Below are 25,427 nucleotides of genomic sequence, written 5' to 3'. Positions count from 1 at the left end.
CATATAGTCGTCGGTGTAGGCCCGCGCGGCCACACCGACGACGTGGGAGGTCGGCGATGATCGTTGAGTTCGGAGCTAGCCCTTCGGTCGCCTTGTCGCGCGGTGCCGACGGCGTGCTGCGCTACGGCGACCTGAACCCCGCGCTCACCGAACTCCTCGACCTGCGCGTTCACGCCTTCGGCAACCGCGAAGCTGTCGTTGAAGTGGGCGGCGATCGGCTTACCTATCGCGAGCTGTGGCATGCGGCGTCGCGTATCGCTGGCGGTCTGCAACAGCATGGAATCGGCTACGGCGACCGGGTGGCTGTCGCGCTGCCCGCAGGCATCGAATGGGTCAAAGCCTTTCTCGGCGCGCTCCTTTCGGGCGCGGTTCCCGTGCTCGTGCCCGCCGGGTTGTCGGCCGCGCTCACCGCGCGCGTGATCGCCGACAGCAGCGCCGACTTCGTGCTCGGCGGTCATCTTCCCGATGGAACGCCGTATATCGACGACGGCGCTGGCCTCGATGAACTCGCGCTGCTTTGCTACACCGGCGCGACGCCTAAGGGCGTTGAACTCACGAATGAGAATCTGCTGTCGGCGATTTCGTCGATGATTGGCGCGCTTGATCTACCCGGCGACGGACTGCGCAACCTCGTGCTGTTGCCGCTTGCCCACGCCAGCGGCTGCGTCGACCAACTCCTGCCGACCTTCGCCGTCGGCGGCACTGTTGTCCTACTTCGCGATCCGAGCCAACTCCCCGAAGCGTTGCGCACCGAACGCATCGACACCATCTCGGCAACCCCGCGCATTCTCGCAACACTGTTGAAGGCCATCGGCAATTCCGGTGGCGGCGACAGTGTTCGACGGATTAGCAAGGCGTGTCATCGTTCCGAACGTGCCGCTGCGACGGTGCCGAGCGTCGCGGTTGGGCTGCGCCGAGCCTTTCCTGCCGCGCGCCAGTGGTCGGTCTGGGGTGCGACGGAAACGAGCGGCATCGGCCTCGCGGTCGACGACACCGAGCTGGTCGAACCGGCTAGCGCACTCGGATTCGCTTTCGGTGGAACGGAATTGGCGCTTTCCGGCCCGCACGCTGATCAGGGTGACGGCGAACTGCTGTGTCGCGGACCCAACGTGAGCAGGCGATATTGGAACGACCCCGACGCCTCCGTCGCCCGCTTCAGCGGCACTTGGTTTCATACCGGCAACGCGGTGCGCATTGACGCGAACGGTCTTGTTCGGTGCGCGATTTCCGAACAAGACCGCAGCGCGAATAATTCAGACCAATCGGTCGCGTAAAGCGTTACGCAGTGAACCAGTAAGGCCGATTTCAGCGAGATAGCCTTCGAAATCGCCATATTTTTCGGCGACCGTCGCGTCGGCTGTCGTGAGATATTCCGGTCGCACTCCGAGTAAATCGAGCGAGAGCGGTTCACCGCGCCCAATCTTCGGTTCAAGCAAAACGCGTAGCGGTTCGACGGCGTCGTTGGATGCTAGGAAATCGCGGGCGACATCGTCTTCGTTCACCCCGACCGCGCGCAGCAGCGTCGCGACCGCCCAGCCCGTGCGGTCCTTGCCCGCGGCGCAATGCACGAGTGCGGCACCGTCGTTGGCGGCGATCGACTTCGCGATGGCAACGATGGCCTTGTGCGCTTCGGGCATCAGCGGGAAGTGTCGATACACCGCGATCATGTGCTCGTAGGCCGTCTCGGTTTGGGCTTCGTGCGGCGGCGCTTCGCCCATCCGTGAGTCGAACGGGGTCACGTGTAGCGCGACACCGTCGGGCAGATTGTCGTGCCCGATGTGGTCGATTTCGGCGAGTCCGCGCAGGTCGTGCACGTGCGTGACGCCCAGTTCGCGCAGGGTTGTCTGGCCGCCGGTGTCGAGGCCGCTCAGTTGCGCGGAGCGCAGCAGCACCCCTTCGCGCACGGTCGCGCCGTCGGCGGTACGTAACCCGCCGACGTCACGAAAATTGAACGTGCCGCTGATGGCGAACTGGTCAGCTCGGGGGGAAAGAGTCACCTCGACAGGTTATCGGGCGCGATGTCCTACCTGGTGGCTGTTCGCGCGGGAGTCACCGACTGTGCGCTCGCCGTTACTGTGTGCTCGGTCACCCCGCTGGGGGCAGCGGACCATAACTTGTACAATTGTCCAGCGGAACCATTTCGGTACGTCAGTGCCGAAATATAGCTATTTGCCGGAGGCGGCATAAGGTCGCATTCGGGTAACAAAACAATCTTTCGGTATGAAAACTCCGGCTTTAGCAGTTCGCGAATCTAGAAAACCTTCTAAGATCGAACGTGCTGGACGGGTTTAAACCGACCGCCCGTCACGTTCAGTTGTCTCGCTACGCCGCGGGCAGCGAAATCTGTTGCCGAGGAGTCATCGTTGAGCACCAGCCGTGAACTAACCGAATCGTCGCTCCGACCGGCCGTCTGTGACGCCATCGAAGAGGCGGCCACTGGCCTCGACGCCACCGGTGTCCGCGCGCTTCGCGTGCTTCTCCACGCGGGGATGTGTGCCTACTGGCCGCTGGTCAAGGGCAAGCCTGACCGGCAGATCGCCGCGTATGAGGCCACCGTCAACACGCTGCGTCAGCGCTGGTCAGCCACCGGCGAGACCGTCGGCGACCCCACTGCCATCGCGCTGTTCCGGCAGATGGACGCCGAAGCCATCTACTTCCTGCGGTTATGCGCCGAACGGTCGGGCACTGTGTGGCTTGAGCCGCTCGACTCGGTCGCCACCTACCTCGTTTCCGTGCTCTACGGTATGGTCATGCGCTGGCTCGCTGACGGCAACGACGAGACGACCCTGGTCGTGATCGACGACCTCGTCGCCTCGCTCACGCTGAAGGCTGTCGAGAACTAACTGCCCGTTTGCTGGACGCATGACCAATTTGATGGTTCAGTAGTGGGTGTGACCCAGGAAACACCGCTGCGCCTCCACGCGGCGACCGCTGACCTCGACCCGCCGCTTGCCGCCGTCGACCTCACGTCACTGCGGGCCAACATCGACGACCTGGTCAGCCGCGCGAACGGCGTTGCCATTCGCGTCGCCAGCAAGTCAGTGCGCTGCCGCGCGGTCCTTGAGGAAGCCCTCGGATCGGGCCTCACCGCACGCGGCGGTTTCGCGGGCATCATGGCCTACTCCCTGCGCGAAGCGATCTGGCTCGTCCGACTCGGCGCGCGTGACGTCCTGCTTGGCTACCCCGTCGTCGACCGGGCCGCCATCGCCGAACTGGCCGCCGACCGGCTGTTGCAGCGCTCGATCACGCTGATGATCGACGACGTCGACCAGCTCGACTTCACCCGCGCCGCCCTCGGCACCGACACCGTCGCCCCCCGCGTCTGCCTCGACGTCGACGCCGCGCTGCGCATCGGCCCGCTGCATTTGGGCGCGCGTAGGTCGCCCGTTCGCACGCCCGAGCAGGCTGCCGAGCTGGCCGTGACCGCGCGCGAACGTGGGTTCGATGTGGTCGGCGTGATGACTTATGAGGCCCAGATCGCGGGCCTGCCCGACAGCAACCCGGCCATTCGACTGGTGAAGAAGCTGTCCGCGCTCGAAATCGGCCGCCGACGCGCGCAGGTGATCGACGCCGTCCGCTCGGTTGTCGGCCCGCTTGAGATCGTCAACAGCGGCGGCACCGGATCGATCGAGGTGTCGGTGAGTGCGCGCGAGGTCACCGAGGTGACGGCCGGTTCCGGCCTGTACGTGCCAACACTGTTCGACCACTATCGCTCGTTCACGCCGCGTCCCGCGATGTATTTCGCGACGTCAATGCTGCGCAAACCGACACCGAACATCGCGACGGTGTTCGCTGGCGGCTACATCGCGTCCGGTCCCGTTGGCCCGAGTCGCGTGCCCATTCCGGTCTGGCCCGCTGGGCTCAAACTCCTTGGTGCCGAAGGTGCTGGCGAGGTGCAGACGCCGCTTTCGGGTGCGGGTGAGCTGGAAATCGGCGATCGCGTGTGGTTGCGGCATGCCAAGGCGGGGGAGTTGTGTGAACGCTTCGCTGAGGTTCATCTCGTTGATGAAGACGGCACGCGGACGACCGTGCCGACCTATCGCGGCGAAGGGCAGTGCTTCGGCTAGCGCAGGAGTTCGATGACTTCCTCGTCGGCAAGTTGGTGAAAGTCGCTGTAGGCCATGCCAACTCCGCCGAGGTCGTCGGGCGTCCAAAGGCTCACTAGCTCATCGCATTCGGATGCGATGCGGTTCGCCGCTTCGGGCGACGACACCGGCACAGCGACAACCAACCGGGCGGGAGCTTGCGCGCGCGCGACCTGACACGCGGCGACAACCGTTGCGCCCGTTGCCATTCCGTCGTCAACGAGGATCACCGTTCGGTCAGTAAGTGACGCGCGTTCGCCATCGCGAAACAGCGAGCGCCGGCGTGCGAGTTCGGTGCGTTCTGCCGCTTCGACTTCCGCGAACGCGTCGGCCGTGATGCCGCTTCGCGCGATCACGTGCTCGTTGCGCACGACCGTCCCGTCCTCGCCAAGCGCGGCCATCGCCAGCTCCGGCTGCCACGGCAGACCAAGCTTGCGCACGAGCAGAACGTCGAGTTCCCCGCCGATTTCGGCGTGGACGCTCGCCGCGACCGGCACCCCACCGCGCGGCAAGCCGAGCACCAACGGGTTCGCGTCACGCAGGTGCGTCAGCGCCGCCCCAAGCGCGTGCCCGGCGGCGGTTCGGTCGGGGTAGACCACGCCTTCGACGCTACGCCCGCACCATCACTGCCCGTCGACGATCGCGAAACGGCCAAGCGACAGGCTGGGATTAGTGCTACGCACCTGCGCCAAGCGTGCCGCGTCGATGGGCGCGGTGAGCACGCCAGGTTCGACGCCAAGCTCAACCAAAATTTGGCCCGCTGGGTCGATGATCATCGACAAACCGGTCCCAAGCGGCGTGCATTGGTCGGCCGCCGCGACGTAGACGGTGTTTTCGATCGCGCGCGCCCGCAGCAGTGTGGTCCACTGATCGGCCTTGCCGGGACCGGGAATCCACTGCGCGGGCAGGACGAGCACCTGGGCGCCAGCGAGGGCGACACGCCGAATGCCTTCCGGGAACCTCAAATCGAAACAGGTCTGCAACCCGAAGATGACCCCGTCAACGTCGAAAAGGGCGGGCGCGACGAGCGGACCAGGTTGCACCAGTTCGGATTCGGTCTGTCCGAACGCGTCGTAAAGGTGCACTTTGCGATAAACGGCGACTTGCGCGCCTGACGGGTCGACCGCAACCAACGTGTTACTAATTCGATTCGCATCTGGTGTCGGCTGTTCGACCATCCCCGCTACCAGAAACACGCCGAATTCGGTTGCGATCGAAGAAAGACCGCGTGCGAACGGGCCGTCGAGCGGCTCAGCGACAGCCAACACGCGCGCATCAAGTTCAGTCACGGCAAACATTGAGTATTCCGGTGCGACAACGACACGCGCGCCCTGCTCATGCGCGGTTCGCACGTGTTCACGTAGCAGCCCAATGTTGGCTTGGGGGTCGGTAGTTGGCGCGAATTGCACCACTGCCACCGGCACTTTCGCGTTCGTTGCGTCGCGATGCGTGTGGCTGTCCGCTAGTTGCATAGCTCTCACCGTAGTCACCCTGTGACCGGAACTCTGGGGACCAAGCAGTAAACTCCTGGTCAATGAGTACCAATGAGGGCATAGCCGTCGACACCGCCCCTGCCGACGAAGACGCACCCGAGAGTGGGCCAACCTTCGCCGATCTCGGTATCGACGACCGCGTCCTCGCGGCCATCGCCGATGTCGGCTACGAGTCGCCGTCGCCGATTCAGGCCGCAACCATCCCGCCGCTGCTTTCGGGCGCCGACGTGGTTGGTCTCGCGCAGACCGGCACCGGCAAAACCGCGGCATTCGCGATTCCGATCCTGATGAATCTCGACACGTCGCAGAAGAAGCCGAGCGCGCTCGTGCTCGCGCCGACACGCGAACTCGCCATCCAGGTGGCTGAGGCGTTCGGCAAGTACTCGTCGCACATTCCTGGCTTGCATGTGCTTCCGATTTACGGCGGCCAGAGCTACGGCGTTCAGCTTTCGGGGCTGCGTCGCGGCGCGCACGTTGTCGTTGGCACGCCTGGTCGCGTGATCGACCACCTCGAAAAGGGCACGCTCGACCTGTCCGAGCTCAAGTACCTCGTGCTCGACGAGGCCGACGAGATGCTCAAGATGGGCTTCCAGGAAGACGTCGAACGCATCCTGCGCGACACTCCTGACGACAAGCAGGTCGCGCTGTTCTCGGCGACCATGCCGGGCGCGATTCGCAAGATTTCGAAGCAGTACCTCAACGACCCGATCGAGATCACGGTCAAGTCGAAGTCGCAGACCGCGACCAACATCACCCAGCGCTACGTGCAGGTGTCGCATCACCGCAAGCTGGACGCGCTCACCCGCGTGCTTGAGGTCGAAGACTTCGAAGCCATGATCATCTTCGTCCGCACTAAGCAGGCGACAGAAGAGCTCGCGGAGAAGCTGCGTTCGCGCGGGTTCTCGGCTGCGGCGATCAACGGCGACATCGCGCAAAACCAGCGTGAGCGCACGATTGGGCAGCTCAAGTCGGGTGCGCTCGACATCCTCGTCGCCACCGACGTTGCCGCCCGTGGTCTCGATGTCGACCGCATCTCTCACGTCGTCAACTACGACATTCCGCACGACACCGAGTCCTACGTGCACCGCATCGGTCGTACCGGTCGCGCTGGTCGTTCCGGCCAGGCGCTGCTCTTCGTCGCGCCGCGTGAACGTCACCTGCTCAAGTCCATCGAGCGCGCGACTCGGCATCCGCTCATCGAGATGCAGCTGCCCAGCGTTGAAGATGTGAACGCGACGCGCGCGTCGAAGTTCGGCGACTCGATCACCGAGAACCTGGCTTCGGACAACATCGCGCTGTTCCGCAAGCTCATCGAAGATTACGAAGCTGAGCACAACACGCCGCTCGCCGACATCGCCGCAGCACTTGCCGTTGGTGGATACGACGGCGACAACTTCTTCATGTCGGCCGAGCCGGAGCCCGCACCGCGTCGTGAGCGCGATCGGGACCGTGATCGCGACCGTGACCGGGATCGCGACCGCGCGCCGCGTCGCTACGACGATGAAGGCGACCGTGGACGTTCGTTCTCGCGCGCGGCCGATGGTCAGGAGCTCGCGACCTACCGCATCAGCGTTGGCAAGCGGCACCGCGTTGTGCCGGGCGCGATCGTCGGCGCTATCGCCAACGAGGGTGGCCTGCGCCGCAGCGACTTCGGTCACATCAGCATTCGACCCGACTACAGCCTGGTCGAACTGCCCGCCAACCTGTCGAACGAGACGCTGGAAGCGTTGCGCCGCACCAGGATTAGCGGCGTGCTGATTCAGCTTCAGCCCGACTCGGGCCCGCCGTCGCAGCGTCTCGCTTCGCGTGCGCCGCGTCGCGAGCCGGGACAGGGACGTCGTCCGGAGCGTCGCCAGCCCCGTTCCTAGCGCGGGTTGCGGCCAGCGCGGGCAACTGCGCTGGTTAAGGTGTTGCCGTCAGGTGTGGCGACAACGCAGGAGGGCCCCGTTTGTTCTGCTCGGGTGATCGGGTGATCAGTTCCGTCGGCGATCTGCTGCGTGCCGCCGACTGCGAGTTCGCCCTCCTACGCGCGCTCGACACCGCCCTCGGCACTTTGCCGGGGGCTTTGGCCGATGCTGGCATCGCCGGGCCACCCGCGCCTACCCCGGAACTCGTGCGGCATTTTGGGCCCGCGATGGTGCGCGTTCCGAGCATTAATGAGGCTGCCGGGCTTAGCGCGGCCGATCGACTTGCCGCGATCACCGCCGCCGCCTCCGCAACCACGGACGCTCTTCGTGCGGGTGCCGCCGCCATTCACGGCGCGGTGTTCTTCGACGGCAAGCATGTTTCGACGGCGGAGTTGTTGCTCGCCAATGGTGATCGCTACACCGTGCACGGGAGTATCGCGCCGTTGGCCGTGCGCGGGCAGCGGATCGAATTCGCTTCTCGCCCTTTGGGTTTGGTTCCTGATCCGGTGGTGGAGACCGAAGCGCCACGTGGTCATCGGACGCCGTTTGAACGGGCCGCCGGGTTCACCAATGAACTCCCTGTCGTTGACGCGCGGCGTGAATCCCTTTCGCTCTCTTTGACTTTCGCCGCCGTCGGCCTCGCGCTGACCGACGCTGGGTTCGGCGTTGATGGCATCGGGTACGTCACGACCGCCACCGGCGTGCACCCCGACCGACTCGACCGGCTCGTGCCGATCCTGCGCGCCCGTCGCGCGCGACTCGACCACATCGTCGACGAAAAATTGGGTGAACTGCTGCCCGTGCAGTGGGGCGACCCGCGTTACCTCGCGTGCGAACACTGCCCAACGTGCGTCGCGGCGGCCGAGGCGGCGCGAGATGTGTTGCTGGTAGCGGGAATTCGACCAGCGCATCGGGTGCGGATGCGCGAAGCGGGCATTCTCACCATCGACCGGCTCGCCGCGACAACCGAGCTCGTGCCCGGTCTTGCCCAGCGCACCGTCACCGGATTGCGTCGCCAAGCGCAACTGCAACTCGAACGCGAGCGCACCGGCAAGCCAGCGTTCGCGCTGCGTGACCCCTCGGCGCTCGGTGCGTTGCCCGCGCCGAACGGCGGCGACCTGGCGCTGGTCATCGAGACCGACGACTACGGCGACATCACGCTTGTCGAGGTCGCTGACGCGCGTGGTTCGGTGTTTCTCGGCGAGCCGACAGCGCCGTGGTCGGACCCGGCGCGCGTGCTCGCCGACCTGCTTGACGTGCTCGACGACCACCTCACCGTCGACGAGAACCTGCACATTTGCCACTACGGATCGAGCGTGCGGTCGGCGTTGCTCGACTGGGCCGGGCGACTCGGCGATGGCGCTGACCTGCTTGATGACCTGCTCGCCGTCGGCGCGTTCCTCGACCTCGCGCCGATCGTGCGCACATCGGTGCTCGTTGGCGAGCGCGACTACTCGGCCGCCACGCTCGCTGCGATGATCGCGCCGAACATGCTGCCGCTTGGTGCGACGCGCGCGGCGGCGAGCGACCTGCTAGCGATCCGCGATTGGTTGCTTGAGCGGGCCGTCGAGGCGAATGTTGAGGTGCCGGGCAGCCCGTTTGCGGTGAGCGAGTCCGACGAGGCGCCAGCGTTGCGGGCCAGTCCGGTGGAAGCGGCGCTGAGCGAGTTCGCCGCGGGGGCGCGTGGACTTGCGGGGAGCGCTGCGGCGTTGACCGCGGCGATTTTGGGGTATCACCGGCGGGAACGTCAGCCTGCGTGGTTGGCGCATCTCGACCGGCTGGCGAACCCTGTCGCGGAATGGGCTGATGCGCCCGGCGTGCTCGTCGCGGATTGGGGCACCGTCGACACCAAGTGGCATCGGACGCCGCAGTTGGCGACCATGCGGCGGTATCTCACGTTGACCGGGCGACTGGGCACTGGCGCGACGCTCGCACCCGGAACGCAGCTGGTCACCGTGTACGACGGCGCCGCTGCCGCTGGAATGGTGCACGGTCTCGGTCGACGCGCGACGGCGACCGCGACCGTGCTCGGCTGCGGGGTCGACGCCAACTTCGACGACACCGTGCGCCTAGAAGAACTTCTGCCGCCCGACTGCCCGCCCTACGACGACCTCCCAGCCGCGATCGCGCCCGCGCCGCCGGAAACCGATCCGAACTATGACGCCGCGTTGGAACTCGTCGCGCAGGAACTGCTGATGGCGTTGCCTTCGGTGCCGGAAAACGCGGTCTTCGACCTGCTGCTGCGTCGTCGGCCACGCCTACTTGACGGCCCGCTGCCTGAACCGACCGCCGACCCTGCCATCGCGATCGCCGCCGCACTTGGCGACCTCGACGCGTCATATCTGGCCGTGCACGGACCGCCGGGGACGGGCAAAACCGGGATCACCGGGCGCGCGCTCGAACGTCTCGTGACGCGACATGGTTGGCGCATTGGTGTTGTCGCCGAATCGCACGCGGTGATCGAGCGGATTTTCGACGTGGTTGTCGAAGCCGGGTTGCTGCCGCAGTTGATCGCGAAGAAGGATGTCGCGTCGGTCGGTCGAGAATGGTCGGCGATCGAGGGCGACAAGTACCCGCGCTTCCTCGACAATGCGGTCAACGGCTGCGTAATCGGCGGCACCACAGCCGATTTCGTGAACCCCGACCTATTCGCGCCAGGCTCGCTCGACCTGTTGGTGATCGCGGACGCGGGGGAGCGCGGCTTGGCCGACACGGTCGCGGTGGCCCCGACGGCCCGCAACCTGCTGCTACTCGGCGACCGCGAACCCACTTACGCGGCGGCAGGTCACCCCGAACCGGTGCAGACGTCGGCACTGGCGTGGTTGTGCGACCGCGCCGCGACATTGCCGCCCGAATACGGCTACTTCCTCGACCGCACATGGCGAATGCACCCCGCCCTGTGCGCCCCCGTCTCCGCGACATGGTACGAGGGCCGCTTGCGTGCGAACGAAAACGTCACGGGCACAAGAAGTTTGAGCGGCGAGTCTCCGGGCGTGAGCACGGTACTAGTCGAACACCGAGGCAACTCAACCGAATCCGATGCCGAAGCCCGCGAAGTGGTGCGACGAGTACGCGCCCTGCTGACCGAAACATGGACCGAAGAGGGCGAGTCTCGAAAACTGCACCCCCACGACATCTTCGTAGTCGCCCCCTACGCGGCCCAAGTGGCCCGCATCCGAACCTTGTTGGCGCGAGCCAAAATTGAAGATGTCCTAGTAGGCACCCCCGACCGCTTCCGAGGCCGCGAGGCCGCAGTGGTGCTGCTGTCGATGACCACGTCGACCCCATCCGACGCCCCCTTCGGCATGCGCCCCCTGCTGTCCCGCACGGTCATCCAGTCGGCGCTATGTAGGGCGACGTGGAAGGCCGTGATCATCCGCTCGCCGCTGTTGACGGAGTACGTACCGTGGGCGCGAAGCGAACTGATCCCGTTGGTTGAGCTGTTGAGGTTGAGGTAGCGGGCGTTAATGGTGGCGGACGGTTCTCGATGCGGAGCGAGGGCGCGCCCCGCAGTCGGCGCGTTCGCGAAAGCGCGTCAGCGCGACGGCTCGCGATATTCGAACGTGTGCGTGTCGAGCAATCGAATCTCGACGGTTGCGCGCAGTTCCCGATGCGGAGCGAGGGACCGCGCCCCTGCAATCGACACAGCCGCGTGAAGCCCGGCCCGCACGAACGTTTCCGACCGTCGAATGTGCACGGTCGAGCAATCGAATCTCGACGGTTGCGCGCAGTTCCCGATGCGGAGCGAGGGACGTGCCCTGCAATCGGTACGTTTGCGGGAACGCGACCAGCACGAGGGTTTGCGACATTCGAATGTGCACGGTCGAGCATTCGAATCTTGACGGTTGCGCGCAGCCCGCGATGCGAAGCGAGCGGTCGCGCCCCTGCAATCGACACGTTCGCGAAAACTCAACCCCGCACCCGCGACCTCGAGGAGCGGCGGCCCCGAAGGGGCCGGTCGCGGCCGTCCGTCCGTTCAGGTGCCGTTGCGTAGGCGACGAAGGAGCAAGCAACGGTGCCTGAACGGACGGACCTCAGGGCCGCGACACGCGCGCGCCAGCGCGCCAAAAACACAGTTGACGCGCACTTTCTTCTAACTGGTGCCCTGATGAGAGACCCAGCCACCACCAATCCGGCGTATAACTCCAAGACGGAAGTCGGCGGGCCCTACCTCCCAACGACCGCACCACGACGCCCCAACGATCCGAAGGTTCATCAGTTCGCCGCCCAGCACCCGACCACGACACCTTCGCGAAAATGCGCCAGCACGAACGCCCACGACATTCGAAGGTGCACGGCCGAGCAATCGAATCTTGACGGTTGCGCGCAGGCCCCGATGCGGAGCGAGGGACCGCGCCCCTGCAATCGACACGTTCGAGCAATCCCCGCCCCGCACCCGCGACCTCGAGGAGCGGCGGCCCCGAAGGGGCCGGTCGCGGCCGTCCGTCCGTTCAGGTGCCGTTGCGTAGGCGACGAAGGAGCAAGCAACGGTGCCTGAACGGACGGACCTCAGGGCCGCGACACGCGCGCGCCAGCGCGCCAAAAACACAGTTATGTCCCGAATCCCTCCACCGAACACCCGTGGCAATGGCGGGCGGTCTACACCCCGCCGCATAAAGAACCCCCGACAGAAGCGGGCGGGCTTTCTCTCTAGAACGTCACCAAAGTGCAGCACCCACAAGGCTTGCCACTGACCTCACTCATCCTCCCGCCACTCCCCAACCACCGCAGGCGAGGTCGGCCCCAACTGCCCCATCCACGACGGCGTCGGCAGCGCAGCCTCCAAATACGTTGGCTCATCCGCCAGTTCGCGCAAGACTCGAATGTCGTCCGCAGCCTCGTCAGGTTCGTCAGGCGCAGACTGCGCCACAGGCCGCTTACGCGGCGCCCGCACATCGTCACCCGCGATCGCCGCCCCACCAAGCAGTCCACCCATCGCACCAGCAGTCATGCTCGCGGTCGCGTCGGTGGAGGCAGCGCGATGGTCCGCTGCATCAGGCCCTACCCCTAATGCCGCAGATGTGCTGTGCGGCGGAGAGCCAGCGCCCGCAGACGCCAGCGTCGTGCTCGCGAGTTCGGCGCCAGCGAAATCAGGGATGGCGTACGCGGGCACAGGCGACCCATCCACAACGGTCGAGTTCGCATGTGCGAGCGAATCCCCTTCCCCGGGCGCGGAATTCGCCGCGCCTTTACGCGTATCGGCGGCCCCAGCTTGCCCAACGTGCCCCGGAACGTCCGACTGCACGGTCGGATACGCAACGGATTTGGGAGCAGACTGCACGCCCGACTGCACAGCCGGATGCACAACGGGCGAAGAAACCGGCTGCACGCCCGCCTGCACAGTTGACATAGCCCGGTCGCCAGACCGACTGAACGCGTTCGCCAACGACGACCCGCCCGACTGCGTGTCAACCGGCGACCCCGTGACGACGGGCGCCCCGGACAGCGCCGACGGCGTGACAGGTACGGCAGGCCCGCCAGCCGCAGCAACCGGGTTCGACCCAGGCGCCCCGACCAATCCTGCTGCCGCGACGAGAGATTCGGACTCCCCACCGCTTGCGGAATCGCCCACACCCTGGAACTCAACTCCAGCCGGGGTCGAGTGAGGCCGCAGTGCAGCGCCTAACGCGCCATTTCCACCAACCAATTTGGCCGAACCACCATCACCCCGCGCAGGCAACGGGTCAAACGCGGGCACCCCCGACCCAGTCTCAAGAAACACCGGCGTGTAAATCGTGTCCATCGCCCGCACCGCATCCAATCGCGCGGACTCCGCCTCCCTCGACCGCGCCGCCTCATTGGCCGCATGATTCGGGTCAAGCAACGACCTCGGCCCACTCTCAGGCTGCGAATCCGGTTGCGGCACAGCAGTTCGCAATGCTTCCGCCGCCTCGCCAGCCCGACCAAGCCGCGAACCAACCCCCGCGAGCACCTCGCTCACCCGGTGCCCAACCGCCTCAAGCGCGGCAACCGCTTCGGCAGCGGCAGCCGCACCCGTTCCACGCCACCCGTCGGCGATCGTCGCGTGAATCTCGGTGTGGGCGTTGGTAATTGCCTCAGCGAGCGCACCCCCGACCGCATCGAACACCCCACCAGCGCTCACCAGCGCGGCCGGATCGAGTTCGCTTACTACGGAATGAATCTCGGCATGCGAGAGACGATCAAATACCTCGATCGCAGGCACATAGTTCGCATCGACCGCGTCGGGCCCAGAAAGGCTACGCATGCTCGTCGCCCGCTAGCCGGACCAGCGCGTCGGCACCGGAGGCGTCTACCTCGCGATACGACACCGCCGCCGCGCGAAGCACAGCGGCCAAGTCGCGTGCCGCCGCCGCATACGCCGTCAACTGTGCGACCGACTGCGCCGCCTTTCCTTCAAACCCAGTCCGCAGCGCGACCCCCGAAGCGAGCGACCCGAACCCCGGTAAAACCGCGACCGAAGATAATTCCCGAATTTGCGCGTCGACGGCGGCGGCTAACCGCTCGTACGCCGCAGCGCACCGCTCATGCGCCCCATCGGCGACCAGCAGCGGTTCGATCCACAATCCACCGTCGGCTACCGCGCGCCCGAGCGCGGCAGTGTTCGGCAATCCTTCGGTACGCATATTCTCCCCACCCATTCCGCGATATCAGCCGTTACGCGAGCATGCACAGGTTCGTGCAGGAGGTCGTGCCCGGCGTCGGCGTACTCACGCAAATCTACCGATTTCCGCGCCGCTGTCCATAGCCTCACCGTATCGATGGGCGCGCGCCGGTCGTCGGCCCCGTGTACCGCGAGTGTCGCCAACCCGGGGTCGGGTTGCGCAGCCGCGATGCGACGCGGAGTTCCACAAACAACCAATCCGGCCAGCTCACCCCGGTTTTCGAGGGTGAGCGTGAGCGCCGTCGCTGCCCCCAGCGAGTGCCCCATCAACACGAGCGGTGCTGCGGTACGCGCCCCCGGCCCAATCGGTCCGTGCGCCGCGTCGTCGCCACCCGCCGCGCCCGCGAACCTTCCTCCGCCAGAATTGCCGCTGCCAGAATCGCCGCTGTTCCCCTTACCGCCTACTTCGTGGCAGTCACCGTCCCGGCCCATTTCGTGTCGGGCCTCGCTCCCGCCAACTCCGTGGTGGTCCCCGCCGCCTACTTCGTGGCGTTCCCTGGCGTCGCCGACGTCGTGGAGGTCATCGTAGCCGCCGACTTCGTGGCGGCTGCCGCCGCTGACTTCTTGCCGCCCACCGCGCCCGCCAACTTCGTGGTTGTCGCCGTCGCCGCGACCCTCGCCACCGTCCCAGGCAACTACGTGGGCGTCCCGCAGCAGCGGCCCAACGCTCCCAGCAACGACCGCAAGGAAATCTGCGGCGTCGCTCGCCAGCTCGGCTAGCGTTCCGGGCGCGTCAGGTGCGCCCTCACTCAACCCCTGACCCGCAGTATCCAACGCCCACAACTGAATTCGCGACGAGCTTAACTGCGCGGCGAAACGGTGATAATGCCCGCTGTGCTGCCGCGTTCCCGGGAGCAACGCGAGGTGCGCGACCGGCGCGTCAACCGTCCACGTCCGGTAATGCAATCGCCCACGCTCGCTTGAGAAGTACGGCACGCGCCCGATGATAGGCCGGTTACTTGCGCGGCAACGATGATCAACCGCTGGAGTGGCCGCGCCGAAGTAGTGCACTACCCGTTACACTTCGCCGGTCGAACTGGTTCGGATCAGAGTCGAGGTTTTGTCGATGTTGTCCTTACGTCGTTGTGTGGCAAGCGTTGTCGTCAGCGCGGGCGTCGGTGCGACCCTCTCGATCGGAACGGGTGTCGCGGTCGCCGCACCCGCCGACTGTGGTCAGGTCCGCCAAGAAGTCGCGATTCGGTCGAGCGTTCCGCTTCTCGATTGGTCGGAGAACATTGGCGTCGACGACGCTGGCGCACTGTGGGTTTCGCGACTCATGCGCGGAGAAGTGCAGCGCTACAACGCGAATGGGCAACTCACCGGCACCGTCGCGGTCGCCTCGCCCGGCGCGGTTCGGCTCGGCCCCGACGGACTGCTTTATGTGGTCACCGGCAATTCCTGGCTCTCCGGCGACGGCGGCGTTGTTCGCTTCGACCCGAATGCTGTTCGTCCAGAACCGGTTACGTTCGCGACCGGCCTATCGCACCCCAACGGCGCGGCCTTCGACGCCGACGGCAACCTCTACGTCACCGCCGCCGACGGCGTGCACCGCTTCCGTCGCGACGGCAGCGAGGACATGGACTGGTGGGCCAAGGTCACCGTCGACGGGCCCAATGGCATTGCGGTCGTTGGTGATTCGGTTTACGTGACGGCCAACTATGTCGCGGCGGGCGGCCCCGTCGGCCGCGTTCTTCGCCTCTCGCGCGTGAACCCAGCCGTGAGCGCGACGGTCGCCGACCTCACCTCGTTCGGCGCGCTGCCCGACTTCCTCGATGACCTCGTGATCCGCGACGGCATCCTCTACGTGACCACCCTCGCTGGCCACCTCGTTCGCGTCGACCCGGTCGCCGCCACCACGTGCACGGTCGTTTCGACGCACCCGCTCACGGCGGTGATCGCCGACCCGACGAACCGGTCCGCACTGCTCGCGGGCTCAGAAGAGGGAACGGTCCTGCGCATCAGTCCGGCAGGGTAGCGCCCATCGCGCCTGGTCGTGGCCGTCAGCGGGTTCCTTCGGGCAAGCCCACATTCGGTCTCTGCCCGCGCGGGATCAGCCTCCGACGGTCAACGCTGACGGCGGCTGCGTGGTCGTCGGGGCGGGCGGGGCAACTGGCGCGGGCGCGGGAGCGGCCTCAGTAGCCTGCGGGCGCACCGCTTCACCCGAGCCAAGGCCGGGCACCGGGGCGGGTGTCGTAGTGGTCGGCGCGGGTTCACCCGGCGCCACCGGCGCCTGAACCGGCAGGTCGGGCACAACGAACGTGCCAACGGTCGGCGTCATCACGCAGCGCTGCCCGGGGTAATCAATCGACCCCCACATCGACGCGACGACCGTTCCCGCACCCGAGTGCACGGTCTTCGACAGCGACGGTGTGCGGAATTCCGTCTGATCATCAAGCGCGACAATGCCACTCAGACCAGTGTTCAGGTTCACCCACGCCACGTTGAGGCCCGACGCGAGCGCGAACCCCGACTGCATCGGGCTAGCGCTAAAGCGCAGGTCGCCGGGGGTGAGGCTGGTTGGGGTGCGCGGGCCGGGCCCTTCGAACGTGGCCGCTGCGATCACGGTGGTGATCGGCCCATTCGATCCACAACCGAAGGTGGGCGCGGCGTAGCTGAACGGCACGAACTGCGCGGAGACCGTGCGCAACCGGTCGGCGCCGACAAGGTTGGTGAAGCTGGCGATCGCGCTGACACCAGCCTTAGCGGAAACGTCGTCACCAGCGAGTTTGGTGAGGTTGTCGATGCCGTCGTTGGCCGGGTTCGGTGCGGCGGTGGCCGTCGCGACGACCATCGCTAGCGCGCCGATGCTGGTCGCGGTAACCGCTGCCATTTTGCCCGCGATGGATCTGCCGTTCACCCGTTTGCTCCTCGATGGATCGCGTCACCGATTGTCCGGTTTCGTCTGCAAACTACCAGGCGTAGCGCGATGCCGCCCCACGTGCTTGGCACGCGGAGATCGCGGTTCGGACACCACCCGGTGTGAGGTAGTCGACAGTTGTCAGTACCCAGGGGTAGGTTGCGAGTCGACGGTAACCAATGAGGCTGGGAGACCCGTATGAAGTTGGCCCTGTCCCCGGATGAACTCGCGTTTCGCGACCAACTCCGACAGTTCTACCGCACTGAAATCCCCGTCGACATCCGCGACCGGGTGAAGTACGGGCATGAGCTGTCGCGCGAAGACATTGTCACCGCGCAGCAGATCCTCAATGACAACGGGCTCGCGGTTCCGAACTGGCCGGTTGAATGGGGCGGCAAAGACTGGACGCCGATGCAGCGCCACATCTGGCTCGACGAAATGCAGTTGGCGTCGGTGCCCGAGCCGCTTACGTTCAACGCGTCGATGGTTGGCCCGGTCATCGCGCAATTCGGTTCCCAAGAGCTCAAGGAGCGCTTCCTCCCACCTACCGCGTCGCTCGATATCTGGTGGTGCCAAGGCTTTTCCGAGCCTGACGCCGGTTCCGACCTCGCGTCGCTGCGTACTTCCGCTGTTCGCGACGGCGACGATTACATCGTCAATGGGCAGAAGATCTGGACCACGCTGGGTCAGTACGCCGACTGGATTTTCTGCCTTGTGCGCACCGACCCGACCGCGCCAAAGAAACAAGCTGGCATCTCCTTCTTGCTTTTCGACATGAAGTCGCCTGGCGTCACGATTCGCCCGATCAAGCTCATTGACGGCAGTTTCGAAGTCAACGAGGTGTTCTTCGAAAACGTGCGCGTCCCCGCGAATCAGCTTGTCGGACAAGAAAATCAGGGCTGGACGTATGCGAAGTTCCTGCTCGGAAACGAGCGCACGTCCATTACCGGCGTGGGCAAAACCAAGGTCAAACTCGCGCTCGCGAAGGAGTACGCGCGGCAAACGCGCACCGGGCACGGCACGTTGATGGACGATCCGGTCTTCGCCGCCCGCGTCGCCGAGTTGGAAAACCAGCTGCTCGCGTTGGAAGTCACGCAGTTGCGCGTTGTCTCGAATTCGGCTGGGGATAAACCGAATCCGGCGTCGTCGGTGCTCAAATTGCGCGGCACCGAGCTGCAACAGGCCGCGACCGAACTGCTGCTCGACATCGCGGGCCCCGATTCGCTACCGATCGACGCACCCGACGTGGCGTCGCCCGACTGGGCTGAGCACGCTGGCCCCACGTACCTGAACTACCGCAAGGTGACCATTTACGGTGGCTCGAGCGAGATTCAGCGCTCGATCATCTCATCGACGATCCTGGGACTGTGAGGGCGCGACCATGGACCTCGAACTCACCGAAGAACAGACAATGCTGCGCGACACCGTTCGCGAACTGCTGCACCGGTTTTACGACGGCGAAGCGCTTGTGCAGGTCACGAGCAATACCGACCACGCGTTCAACCCGGCCGCATGGAAGCAGTTGGCCGACCTCGGCGTGCTTGGCCTGACGATTTCGGAAGAAGATGGCGGCGTCGGCGCTGGCGTCGAGGAAGCCATGCTCGTGCAGGGCGAACTCGGCCGTGCGCTCGCGCCGGAACCGGTGCTCGACGCGGTGGTGATCCCCGCTGAACTCATCAAGGCGGCGGCGTCCGCCGAACAGCGGGCGCGACTGCTGCCGTCCCTCGCCGATGGCACCAAGCTGATGGCATTTGCCCACGCTGAACCGGGCATTCGCTGGCCGTCGACCGAGATCACCACAACGGCTACCCCGCAGGGCGATGGGTTCGTGCTCGCTGGCGTGAAAAACCCGGTGCTGCGTGGCGATGTGGCCGACGAGGTGATCGTGAGCGCGGTGTTGCCCGACGGCACCGTCGGCCTGTTCCTTGTCGCTGCCGACGCGGCTGGGGTGCGTCGCCAGAGTTACCGCACCTTCGACGGACGCCGCGGCGCGCAGTTCAATTTCGAACAGGCTGTCGCGGAACCGCTTGGCAGCAACGCCGACGCCGCGTCGGTGATCGCGGCCGCGCTTAACTACGCGCAGGTGGCGCTGAGCGTTGAGTCGGTTGGCGCGTTGGAAACCACGCTCGCGTTCACCGTCGAATACCTCAAGACGCGCAAGCAGTTTGGTGTCACACTGTCGAAGTTTCAGGTGCTCACCCAGCGCGCGGCCGACCTGTATGTCGCGCTGGAAATCGCGCGCAGCATCAGTTTGTACGCGACGGCGTCGCTCGCTGAGGGCGCGCTCGACCCGGTCGTCGCGTCGCGAACGCGGCTACAGGTCGGCGAGGCAGCCACTTACATTGGGCAAGAAGCCATTCAGCTTCACGGCGGTATTGGTGTCACCGCCGAATACCCGGTCAGCCATTACGTCGCGCGCCTTACCGCGATCGGGCAGACGCTCGGCGGTACGCACGAGCATCGTCGGGTGCTTGCCGAGCGGGTTGGCAGTTACGACCTCGCGGAGCTTTAACACCAACTGGGCCGATTAGTACGTCGGAGTCTCCGGGGTGCTAGTCGGCTCGGTTGTTGGCGCGACTGTCGTTGGTTCCGCCGTTGTCGTTGGCGCGGCGGTTGGCGTTGGCGCATCGGATGTTGTTGGTGCGGCGGGCGTTGTCGTCGCGGTTGGCGCGACCGGTGCAACCACGGTCGGAGTTTTGCTCGGCGTTGGCTGCACAACCGTGGTTGCCGCCGAGGTCTCCATCGCTAGCTCCGGGCGTGGTTCCTCCGGTGCGCCCTCCGACGGAGTCGCGCTTTCGCTGGTCTCGGTTGAGCTGAGGCTGAACGGCTTACGCGGCGAAACGTAGGGCCCAACCTGCCACGTTGGCGACGGGGGAATAGTTAGCCGAACGGTTGTCGACGACGTGACATCGGCGATCGGGGCGGGCGCGGCGGCCAATTCCGCCTGAATCGGCGGCGGCGCGACATAGGTATCTTTCTGTCCGACACCGCAGGCACCGATCACGATCAAACCGAACGACACGGTGCCGACCGCGACCAGCGGACCGAGGAACTTGGTCGGCATTTTCTTCATCGCGTGTACTCCTGATCGGGCTTCGAGTCGCCTCAGGTTAGTTCAGGATTCCGCGAATCGCGCATTTTAAAGGTTTGCACTTCACATATCGGCTTGATATCGCGGGCGTGTCGTGGGGACGTGTCGCACGTCGGAGCCGTCCGTGAGTCGTAACGTGTGTGAGCAAAGTTACGCATGAGACGTCCGTGTCAAGGTCTCACCCTGGTCGGCGTCAACGAGGAGATTCTGATGGGAGCATTTTCGACACCCCACCTCGAAACCGAGGCGGCGGAGGAAAATTCAGCACCGAGCACGCAGCGTCCCTACGCAGCGGTTTCTCGCTGGCTTGGCTGGCTGCTCTTTGTCGGCGGACTAGTTGGCGCCGGCATCGGTATCGCCGATCTCCACGTCGAAATCGCCGTCGCCGGATTGATTCTCGCCTGTACAGCGGGATTGACGCTCCTCAAGCTGCGTACCGACCGGACAACCGCGATCACTGGTTGAGTGGCGCTGAACTCCACCACGTCATGATGGCGTCGAAGTCCTCATAGCTGTCGGTGAACATCAGGAACTGGGCGCGGTCGGCGTCGCCGGTGAACACCGTCACCATCTTGTTGCCATCGCCGCTGACGAATTTGTAGTTGGTGTAGGACTTTCCGCCGTTGGGATCGACCGACTTGGTGTTGGTCGGCAAGGACTTGACCACCTTGTCGACGGCCGCGGCGGAGTCGTAGACGTAGAAGCGATAGAACGGGTCGCTCACATTGCCGCCGCCGAAGCAGTCCCACTGCCACGCCCACGCGCCGAAATCTGGCTCACCCGCAACGGGATCGGTTTTGTAGCTGCTGTCGCTGGAATAGCAGGTCGCGCCGTTGTAGCCGGTGTCGCCGGTCGGCTCGGCGGGAACCATGCTGGGGAAGCGCTTGCTGATCGCAGCGGCGTCGGGCGTGACGTGACCTGGCGCGGCGGTTGTCGTCGTCGGGGTGTCTGACGAACCGTCGCTCGCGGCGATGCCAATCACCATGAGTAGCACAACAACAAGCACGATCGCGCCGACGATACTGAGCACGATCACGGCCGCGTTCGACTTGCGTCGTCGTGGCTGCGGATAGCGGCCAGCGAACGCGGCGGGCGGCCGATTTTGGTACTGCGGGCCTGCATAGGGCTGATTGCCCGTGTGCGGTGGCTGCGGGGTCGCGCCGGTGTTGGCGAGCGGCGTTGGCGACGTCATCGGGCGCGGTTGCGATGTTGGGTACGGCGTCGCGGCTTGCGGATACCCGCCACCTGGGGTGGGCGGTCGAGGAGTGACCGTCGGGATGGCACCGCCGGTCGTTGGGCGCGGCGCGAGGGGTGTGCTCGGATTGGTTGTGGCATTCAGCGCGGCGATGGCCGCCGATGCGAACTCCGAACAGCTCGTGAACCGGTCGTCTGGGCGCTTGGCCATCGCCTTGGCAAGCACCGCGTCGAGGGCGAGCGGCAGTCCAGCGCGCATGCTGCTCAGCGGCGGCGGTGGCTGTTGCAAGTGACCCTGGATGACGGCGGCTGGGTTGGTTGCCGCGAACGGGCCAGCACCGGTGAACAGCCAAAACAGCGTGCAGGCAAGCGAATACTGATCGGAGCGATGATCGAGTGCCGCGCCGGTGAGCTGCTCGGGCGACGCATACGCGAGGGTGGCGGTGAAGGTGCCGGTTTGGGTGAGGTTGCCGGTGTCGTCGCGCAGGCGCGCGATGCCAAAGTCGGTGAGGTACACGCGCTCTCCGCGGCCCGCACCCGACCGAGCGAGCAGGATATTGGCGGGCTTCACGTCGCGATGTAGCACGCCCATGCCGTGGGCGTAGTCGAGCGCGTCGGCGGTCGCGGCAATGATTTGCAACGCGCGCGCGGGCGGAAGTGATTGCGGCTCAACCGAAGACGCGTCGACACCGTCGATGAACTGCATCGAAATCCACAGCTGTTCATCGTCGACACCTCGGTCGTACACGGTGACGATGTTGGGGTGATCGAGGCGCGCGACAAGGTCGGCTTCGCGCTCGAAGCGGGCGCGCACCTCGTCGTCGAAGAACATCTCACGGTTGAGTAGCTTCAACGCTGTCATGCGCGGCAGGCGTGGGTGTTTGGCCAGGTAGACCGAACCCATGCCGCCGCGACCGAGCTGACGCTCAACGAGATAGCCGGCGAACACATCACCGTTGCCCAGCATCGCTGCTCCACTTCTCGCACCCGCTGGGACCCACCAGCGCGCGCGTTCTGAAAATCTGGAAAACCTTAGCAACCCCGGGTGACAAGAACTGTCACGCGACTTCGGTTAGGGAGACCTGCGGGTTTGCGGGCCGACGATGTAGCCGGGATGGCTACGGCCGCCGGGAAATTCGATGGTTCCCGGATGCTGACGTTGCCGCGTTGGCGGCGGCGCGGCAGGGGCGATCGGATACGCCGGAGTCGACGGCCGTGCGTGCTGATTCGGCGAATAACCTTGGGGCACCGCCGGATACGACGTCGGATAATTTTCCCGAGCGCGCAACACCACGCCAGTATTCACGGACGCGTCGCGCTGAAACTCGTTGTGCCACGGCCCGGGAACCGAAAGCAAGGCCGAGCGCGCGGCATGCGCGAATTCGCTGCAGCTGGCGAAGCGGTCGCTCGCTTTTTTCGCGGTCGCACGCGCTAATACGCCGTCCAACGTTGGCGGTAGGTCGCCGCGCAGGCTGCGCAGTGGCGGAATGGGGCGCGTCAAGTGCGACTGGATGATCGCGCCGGGCGACTGGCCAGGAAACGGGACCGACCCGGTGAGCATCCAAAACAACGTGCACGCAAGCGAATACTGGTCAGCGCGATGATCGGTTTGCAGCCCGGTGAGCTGCTCGGGTGCGGCATAAGCCAGCGTGGCCGTGATGGTGCCAGCCGAGGCGAGCGTGGTTTCGCTGTCGCGTACCGACGCGATCCCGAAATCGGTGAGCACAACGCGTTCTGGGCGGCCGATCGGTGGTTTGGCAAGCAGGATATTGGCCGGTTTCACGTCGCGGTGCAGGACGCCTGAGTCGTGCGCGAAGTCGAGCGCGGTCGCGGTTTCGGCGGCGATCTGGACAGCTCTGCCTGGCGTGAGCACGTCGACGTCGGCGGTCGCCACATCGGTACCCGCGACGAACTGCATGGAAATCCAGAGTTGATCGTCGTCAGTGCCACGGTCGTAGATGTTGACGATGTTGGGGTGTTCCAGGCGGGCGACCAGGTCGGCTTCGCGTTCGAAGCGGGTGCGGATCTCGTCATCGGCCGAAAGATCGCGACTGAGGAGTTTTAACGCCGTCAAGCGGGGTAACCGGGGATGGCGGGCGAGGTAGACCACGCCCATGCCGCCGGTGCCGAGCACACGGCGAATCGTGTATCCGGCGAACACGTCGCCTTTGCGCAACACCGTGAAATCACCCCCTCCAGGGCCTAGCACCGTCGAAATTCTACCGATCTATCTCCGCGCGGCAGCCCGGTGCAACATCTTTCTTGTCGGTGGGGCCGATTAGGCTCGCCACATGCGCATTGGAGCACACGTTCGCGATGAGAGCGACCCGATCGGCTTCGGGGAGAAACTCGGTGCCGAAGTTGTCCAAATGTTCGTTGTCGACCCGCAGAGCTGGGACAAACCCGTCCCGCATCCGCGTGCCGCCGAGATTGTCGCGTCACCGATCGACGTTGTCGTGCACTCGTCGTATCAAATCAACGTGGCATCCACTAACAATCGGCTGCGGATGCCTTCGCGCAACGCGGTCGCTCAACAAGCCGCCGCTGCCGCCGAGCTTGGCGCGTTCGGGTTGGTTGTGCATGGTGGGCACGTGCGGTCGGATGCCGAGCTCGCTGCCGGATATGAGAACTGGCGCAAGCTGTTTGAACGCCAGCAGGACAAGGGCGGTTTCGCTGTACCGATCCTGATCGAGAACACCGCGGGCGGAAACCATGCGATGGCACGGTATTTCGACTCCATCGGCCGGTTGTGGGACCAGGTTGGCGATTTCGGCGCGGGCTTTTGTCTCGACACCTGTCATGCGTGGGCTGGCGGCGAAGACCTCGTCGGGGTGGTTGAACGCATCAAGGGCATCACCGGCCGCATCGACCTAGTCCATTTGAACTCGTCGCGCGACGAGTTCGATTCGGGTGCCGACCGGCACGCCAACCTCGCCGACGGCACCATCGACCCGCAGTTGCTTGCCGAGGTGTGTCGCACCGCCGACGCGCCGGTCATTTTGGAAACGCCGGTTGACGGGGTGGCCGCCGATCTCGCGTATCTGCGTGAGCACTTGGGCTGATCCACTGAGCTGGCTTTCGCGCCAGCTTTCGATCACACGGAGATAAAACCTGTTTGCCCGGGTGTTTTCGCGGTGTGCTTGGGACATAAGCACTTCCGCGAGCATGAACTGAAGGTGATCTCCCATGACGGTCGACACTGCCCAGCCAACCACGGTGACGGTGACCAAACTCGGTGCCCACATCGGCGCGCGTATCGATGGCGTGCGGCTGGGTGGCGAGCTTGATGCCGACACCGTCACCGCCATTCGGCGGGCGCTCAACGAGCACAAGGTGATCTTCTTCCGCGATCAGCAGCACCTCACCGAAGACGGCCAGTACGAGTTCGCGCAGTTGCTTGGCACGCCAACAACGCCGCACCCGACGGTGAAGTCGCAGGGCATCAAGAGCCTGGCGATCGACTCGGAGAACGGTCGCGCCAACTCGTGGCACACCGACGTGACCTTCGTTGATCGCATTCCGAAGGCATCGATCCTGCGCGCCGAGTACCTGCCGAGCTACGGCGGCACGACCACCTGGGCGTCGACGGTTGCGGCGTACAACTCGCTGCCCGAACCGCTTAAGGACCTTGTGTCGAACCTGCGCGCCGTGCACACCAACGTTTACGACTACGCGGGTGTGGTCGACCGGGTTCGCGCCGGTCAGGCCAAGTACACCGCCGAATTCCAGTCGGATCTGTACGAAACCGAGCACCCGGTTGTTCGGGTACACCCCGAGACGGGCGAGCGCGCGCTGCTGCTTGGCCACTTCGTCAAGCAGCTTGTCGGGGTGCCCAACCATGAGTCGCAGGTGCTGTTCCGGCTGTTGCAGGATCGCGTGATCAAGCTTGAGCACACAACGCGCTGGACGTGGGCCGAAGGCGATGTCGCAATCTGGGACAACCGTGCCACTCAGCACTACGCCGTCGACGACTACGACGACCAGCCGCGTCGCCTGACCCGCATCACCCTCGCGGGCGATGTCCCGGTCGGTATCGACGGCCGACAGAGCACTGTGTTGACCGGCAACGCCGAAGAGTACTCGATCATTGAGGAAGTTCAGCCGCTCGCGAGCTGAGCCTGATCCGCCCGCCACCCGGTCGACACGCTAGAGTCGCC

21 protein-coding genes and 1 pseudogene are annotated in these 25,427 nt (G+C 65.4%); 12 read left to right on the top strand and 10 right to left on the bottom strand.

All coding sequences use genetic code 11. The features are described from left to right. Positions 1 to 56 precede the first annotated feature (56 nt). On the top strand, positions 57 to 1,274 hold the full coding sequence (locus tag IEX78_RS08910; RefSeq protein WP_188828446.1) for a class I adenylate-forming enzyme family protein: 1,218 nt from the start codon (positions 57 to 59) through the stop codon (positions 1,272 to 1,274). Here IEX78_RS08910 and IEX78_RS08905 read toward each other — a convergent pair. Continuing rightward, on the bottom strand, positions 1,254 to 1,997 hold the full coding sequence (locus IEX78_RS08905; RefSeq protein WP_188828445.1) for a tyrosine-protein phosphatase: 744 nt from the start codon (positions 1,995 to 1,997) through the stop codon (positions 1,254 to 1,256). The genes IEX78_RS08910 and IEX78_RS08905 overlap by 21 nt on opposite strands. A gap of 366 nt (positions 1,998 to 2,363) precedes the next feature. Here IEX78_RS08905 and IEX78_RS08900 point away from each other — a divergent pair, with 366 nt between their 5' ends. Both IEX78_RS08900 and IEX78_RS08895 read left to right on the top strand, forming a co-directional pair. Continuing rightward, positions 2,364 to 2,843 (top strand): TetR family transcriptional regulator, encoded by a 480-nt coding sequence (locus IEX78_RS08900; RefSeq protein WP_188828444.1) that lies wholly within the window; start codon positions 2,364 to 2,366, stop codon positions 2,841 to 2,843. 48 nt (positions 2,844 to 2,891) lie between these two features. Further along, positions 2,892 to 4,067, top strand: a complete 1,176-nt coding sequence (locus IEX78_RS08895; RefSeq protein WP_188828443.1) for an amino acid deaminase/aldolase — start codon at positions 2,892 to 2,894, stop codon at positions 4,065 to 4,067. Here the strand turns inward: IEX78_RS08895 and IEX78_RS08890 are convergent. Further along, positions 4,064 to 4,684, bottom strand: coding sequence for a phosphoribosyltransferase (locus IEX78_RS08890; RefSeq protein ID WP_188828442.1), 621 nt, complete (start codon positions 4,682 to 4,684; stop codon positions 4,064 to 4,066). The genes IEX78_RS08895 and IEX78_RS08890 overlap by 4 nt on opposite strands. Positions 4,685 to 4,708: 24 nt before the next feature. After that, positions 4,709 to 5,557 carry a carbon-nitrogen hydrolase family protein gene (locus IEX78_RS08885; RefSeq protein WP_188828441.1) on the bottom strand — a complete coding sequence of 283 codons (849 nt, stop codon included), beginning with the start codon at positions 5,555 to 5,557 and terminating at the stop codon, positions 4,709 to 4,711. A 62-nt stretch (positions 5,558 to 5,619) separates the two neighbouring features. Between IEX78_RS08885 and IEX78_RS08880 the strand changes: the two genes are divergently transcribed. Beyond that, positions 5,620 to 7,446, top strand: a complete 1,827-nt coding sequence (locus tag IEX78_RS08880) for a DEAD/DEAH box helicase (RefSeq protein WP_229683825.1) — start codon at positions 5,620 to 5,622, stop codon at positions 7,444 to 7,446. Positions 7,447 to 7,547: 101 nt separating this feature from the next. Further along, positions 7,548 to 10,943 (top strand): bifunctional RecB family nuclease/DEAD/DEAH box helicase, encoded by a 3,396-nt coding sequence (locus tag IEX78_RS08875; protein WP_229683824.1) that lies wholly within the window; start codon positions 7,548 to 7,550, stop codon positions 10,941 to 10,943. A gap of 1,238 nt (positions 10,944 to 12,181) precedes the next feature. On the opposite strand, the gene IEX78_RS08870 is transcribed toward IEX78_RS08875, so the two are convergent. After that, on the bottom strand, positions 12,182 to 13,711 hold the full coding sequence (locus IEX78_RS08870) for a hypothetical protein (RefSeq protein WP_188828440.1): 1,530 nt from the start codon (positions 13,709 to 13,711) through the stop codon (positions 12,182 to 12,184). Then, the gene (locus IEX78_RS08865; protein WP_188828439.1) at positions 13,704 to 14,090 is read right to left on the bottom strand and encodes a hypothetical protein; all 387 of its coding nucleotides are present in this window, start codon (positions 14,088 to 14,090) and stop codon (positions 13,704 to 13,706) included. Before IEX78_RS08865 ends, IEX78_RS08870 begins: the two co-directional genes overlap by 8 nt. 446 nt (positions 14,091 to 14,536) lie before the next feature. Here IEX78_RS08865 and IEX78_RS08860 point away from each other — a divergent pair, with 446 nt between their 5' ends. After that, positions 14,537 to 14,848, top strand: a complete 312-nt coding sequence (locus IEX78_RS08860) for a hypothetical protein (protein WP_188829619.1) — start codon at positions 14,537 to 14,539, stop codon at positions 14,846 to 14,848. 15 nt (positions 14,849 to 14,863) lie between these two features. On the opposite strand, the pseudogene IEX78_RS08855 reads toward IEX78_RS08860, so the two are convergent. Further along, positions 14,864 to 15,064: pseudogene (locus tag IEX78_RS08855) on the bottom strand (serine aminopeptidase domain-containing protein); the annotation flags it as partial. Between the two features lie 151 nt (positions 15,065 to 15,215). Here IEX78_RS08855 and IEX78_RS08850 point away from each other — a divergent pair. Beyond that, a complete protein-coding gene (locus IEX78_RS08850) occupies positions 15,216 to 16,103 on the top strand; it encodes an SMP-30/gluconolactonase/LRE family protein (protein ID WP_188828438.1) in 888 nt (295 codons plus the stop codon). A 75-nt stretch (positions 16,104 to 16,178) separates the two neighbouring features. Here the strand turns inward: IEX78_RS08850 and IEX78_RS08845 are convergent, their stop codons facing one another. Continuing rightward, a complete protein-coding gene (locus IEX78_RS08845; RefSeq protein ID WP_188828437.1) occupies positions 16,179 to 16,985 on the bottom strand; it encodes a hypothetical protein in 807 nt (268 codons plus the stop codon). A gap of 198 nt (positions 16,986 to 17,183) precedes the next feature. On the opposite strand from IEX78_RS08845, the gene IEX78_RS08840 reads away from it, so the two are divergent. Further along, complete coding sequence (locus IEX78_RS08840) at positions 17,184 to 18,356, top strand: acyl-CoA dehydrogenase family protein (RefSeq protein WP_188828436.1); 1,173 nt, start codon at positions 17,184 to 17,186, stop codon at positions 18,354 to 18,356. Positions 18,357 to 18,366: 10 nt separating this feature from the next. After that, complete coding sequence (locus IEX78_RS08835) at positions 18,367 to 19,497, top strand: acyl-CoA dehydrogenase family protein (protein ID WP_188828435.1); 1,131 nt, start codon at positions 18,367 to 18,369, stop codon at positions 19,495 to 19,497. A gap of 15 nt (positions 19,498 to 19,512) precedes the next feature. Here the strand turns inward: IEX78_RS08835 and IEX78_RS08830 are convergent, their stop codons facing one another. Continuing rightward, a complete protein-coding gene (locus IEX78_RS08830) occupies positions 19,513 to 20,058 on the bottom strand; it encodes a hypothetical protein (protein WP_188828434.1) in 546 nt (181 codons plus the stop codon). Positions 20,059 to 20,286: 228 nt separating this feature from the next. Here IEX78_RS08830 and IEX78_RS08825 point away from each other — a divergent pair, with 228 nt between their 5' ends. Then, positions 20,287 to 20,541 carry a hypothetical protein gene (locus tag IEX78_RS08825; RefSeq protein WP_188829618.1) on the top strand — a complete coding sequence of 85 codons (255 nt, stop codon included), beginning with the start codon at positions 20,287 to 20,289 and terminating at the stop codon, positions 20,539 to 20,541. Here the strand turns inward: IEX78_RS08825 and IEX78_RS08820 are convergent. Next, positions 20,531 to 22,237 (bottom strand): serine/threonine-protein kinase, encoded by a 1,707-nt coding sequence (locus IEX78_RS08820; protein ID WP_188828433.1) that lies wholly within the window; start codon positions 22,235 to 22,237, stop codon positions 20,531 to 20,533. The genes IEX78_RS08825 and IEX78_RS08820 overlap by 11 nt on opposite strands. 105 nt (positions 22,238 to 22,342) lie before the next feature. Next, the gene (locus tag IEX78_RS08815) at positions 22,343 to 23,479 is read right to left on the bottom strand and encodes a serine/threonine-protein kinase (RefSeq protein ID WP_229683823.1); all 1,137 of its coding nucleotides are present in this window, start codon (positions 23,477 to 23,479) and stop codon (positions 22,343 to 22,345) included. Between the two features lie 82 nt (positions 23,480 to 23,561). On the opposite strand from IEX78_RS08815, the gene IEX78_RS08810 reads away from it, so the two are divergent. Continuing rightward, complete coding sequence (locus IEX78_RS08810; protein WP_188828432.1) at positions 23,562 to 24,332, top strand: deoxyribonuclease IV; 771 nt, start codon at positions 23,562 to 23,564, stop codon at positions 24,330 to 24,332. Positions 24,333 to 24,456: 124 nt separating this feature from the next. Next, positions 24,457 to 25,386, top strand: a complete 930-nt coding sequence (locus tag IEX78_RS08805; RefSeq protein WP_188828431.1) for a TauD/TfdA dioxygenase family protein — start codon at positions 24,457 to 24,459, stop codon at positions 25,384 to 25,386. Positions 25,387 to 25,427: the final 41 nt, after the last annotated feature.

Origin of the sequence: Nocardia camponoti, from assembly GCF_014646135.1 — a bacterium.
GTDB classification, from domain to species: Bacteria; Actinomycetota; Actinomycetes; order Mycobacteriales; family Mycobacteriaceae; genus Nocardia; species Nocardia camponoti.
Note: the sequence above shows the minus strand (reverse complement) of the source record. Positions and strands in the feature narration are given on the sequence as shown.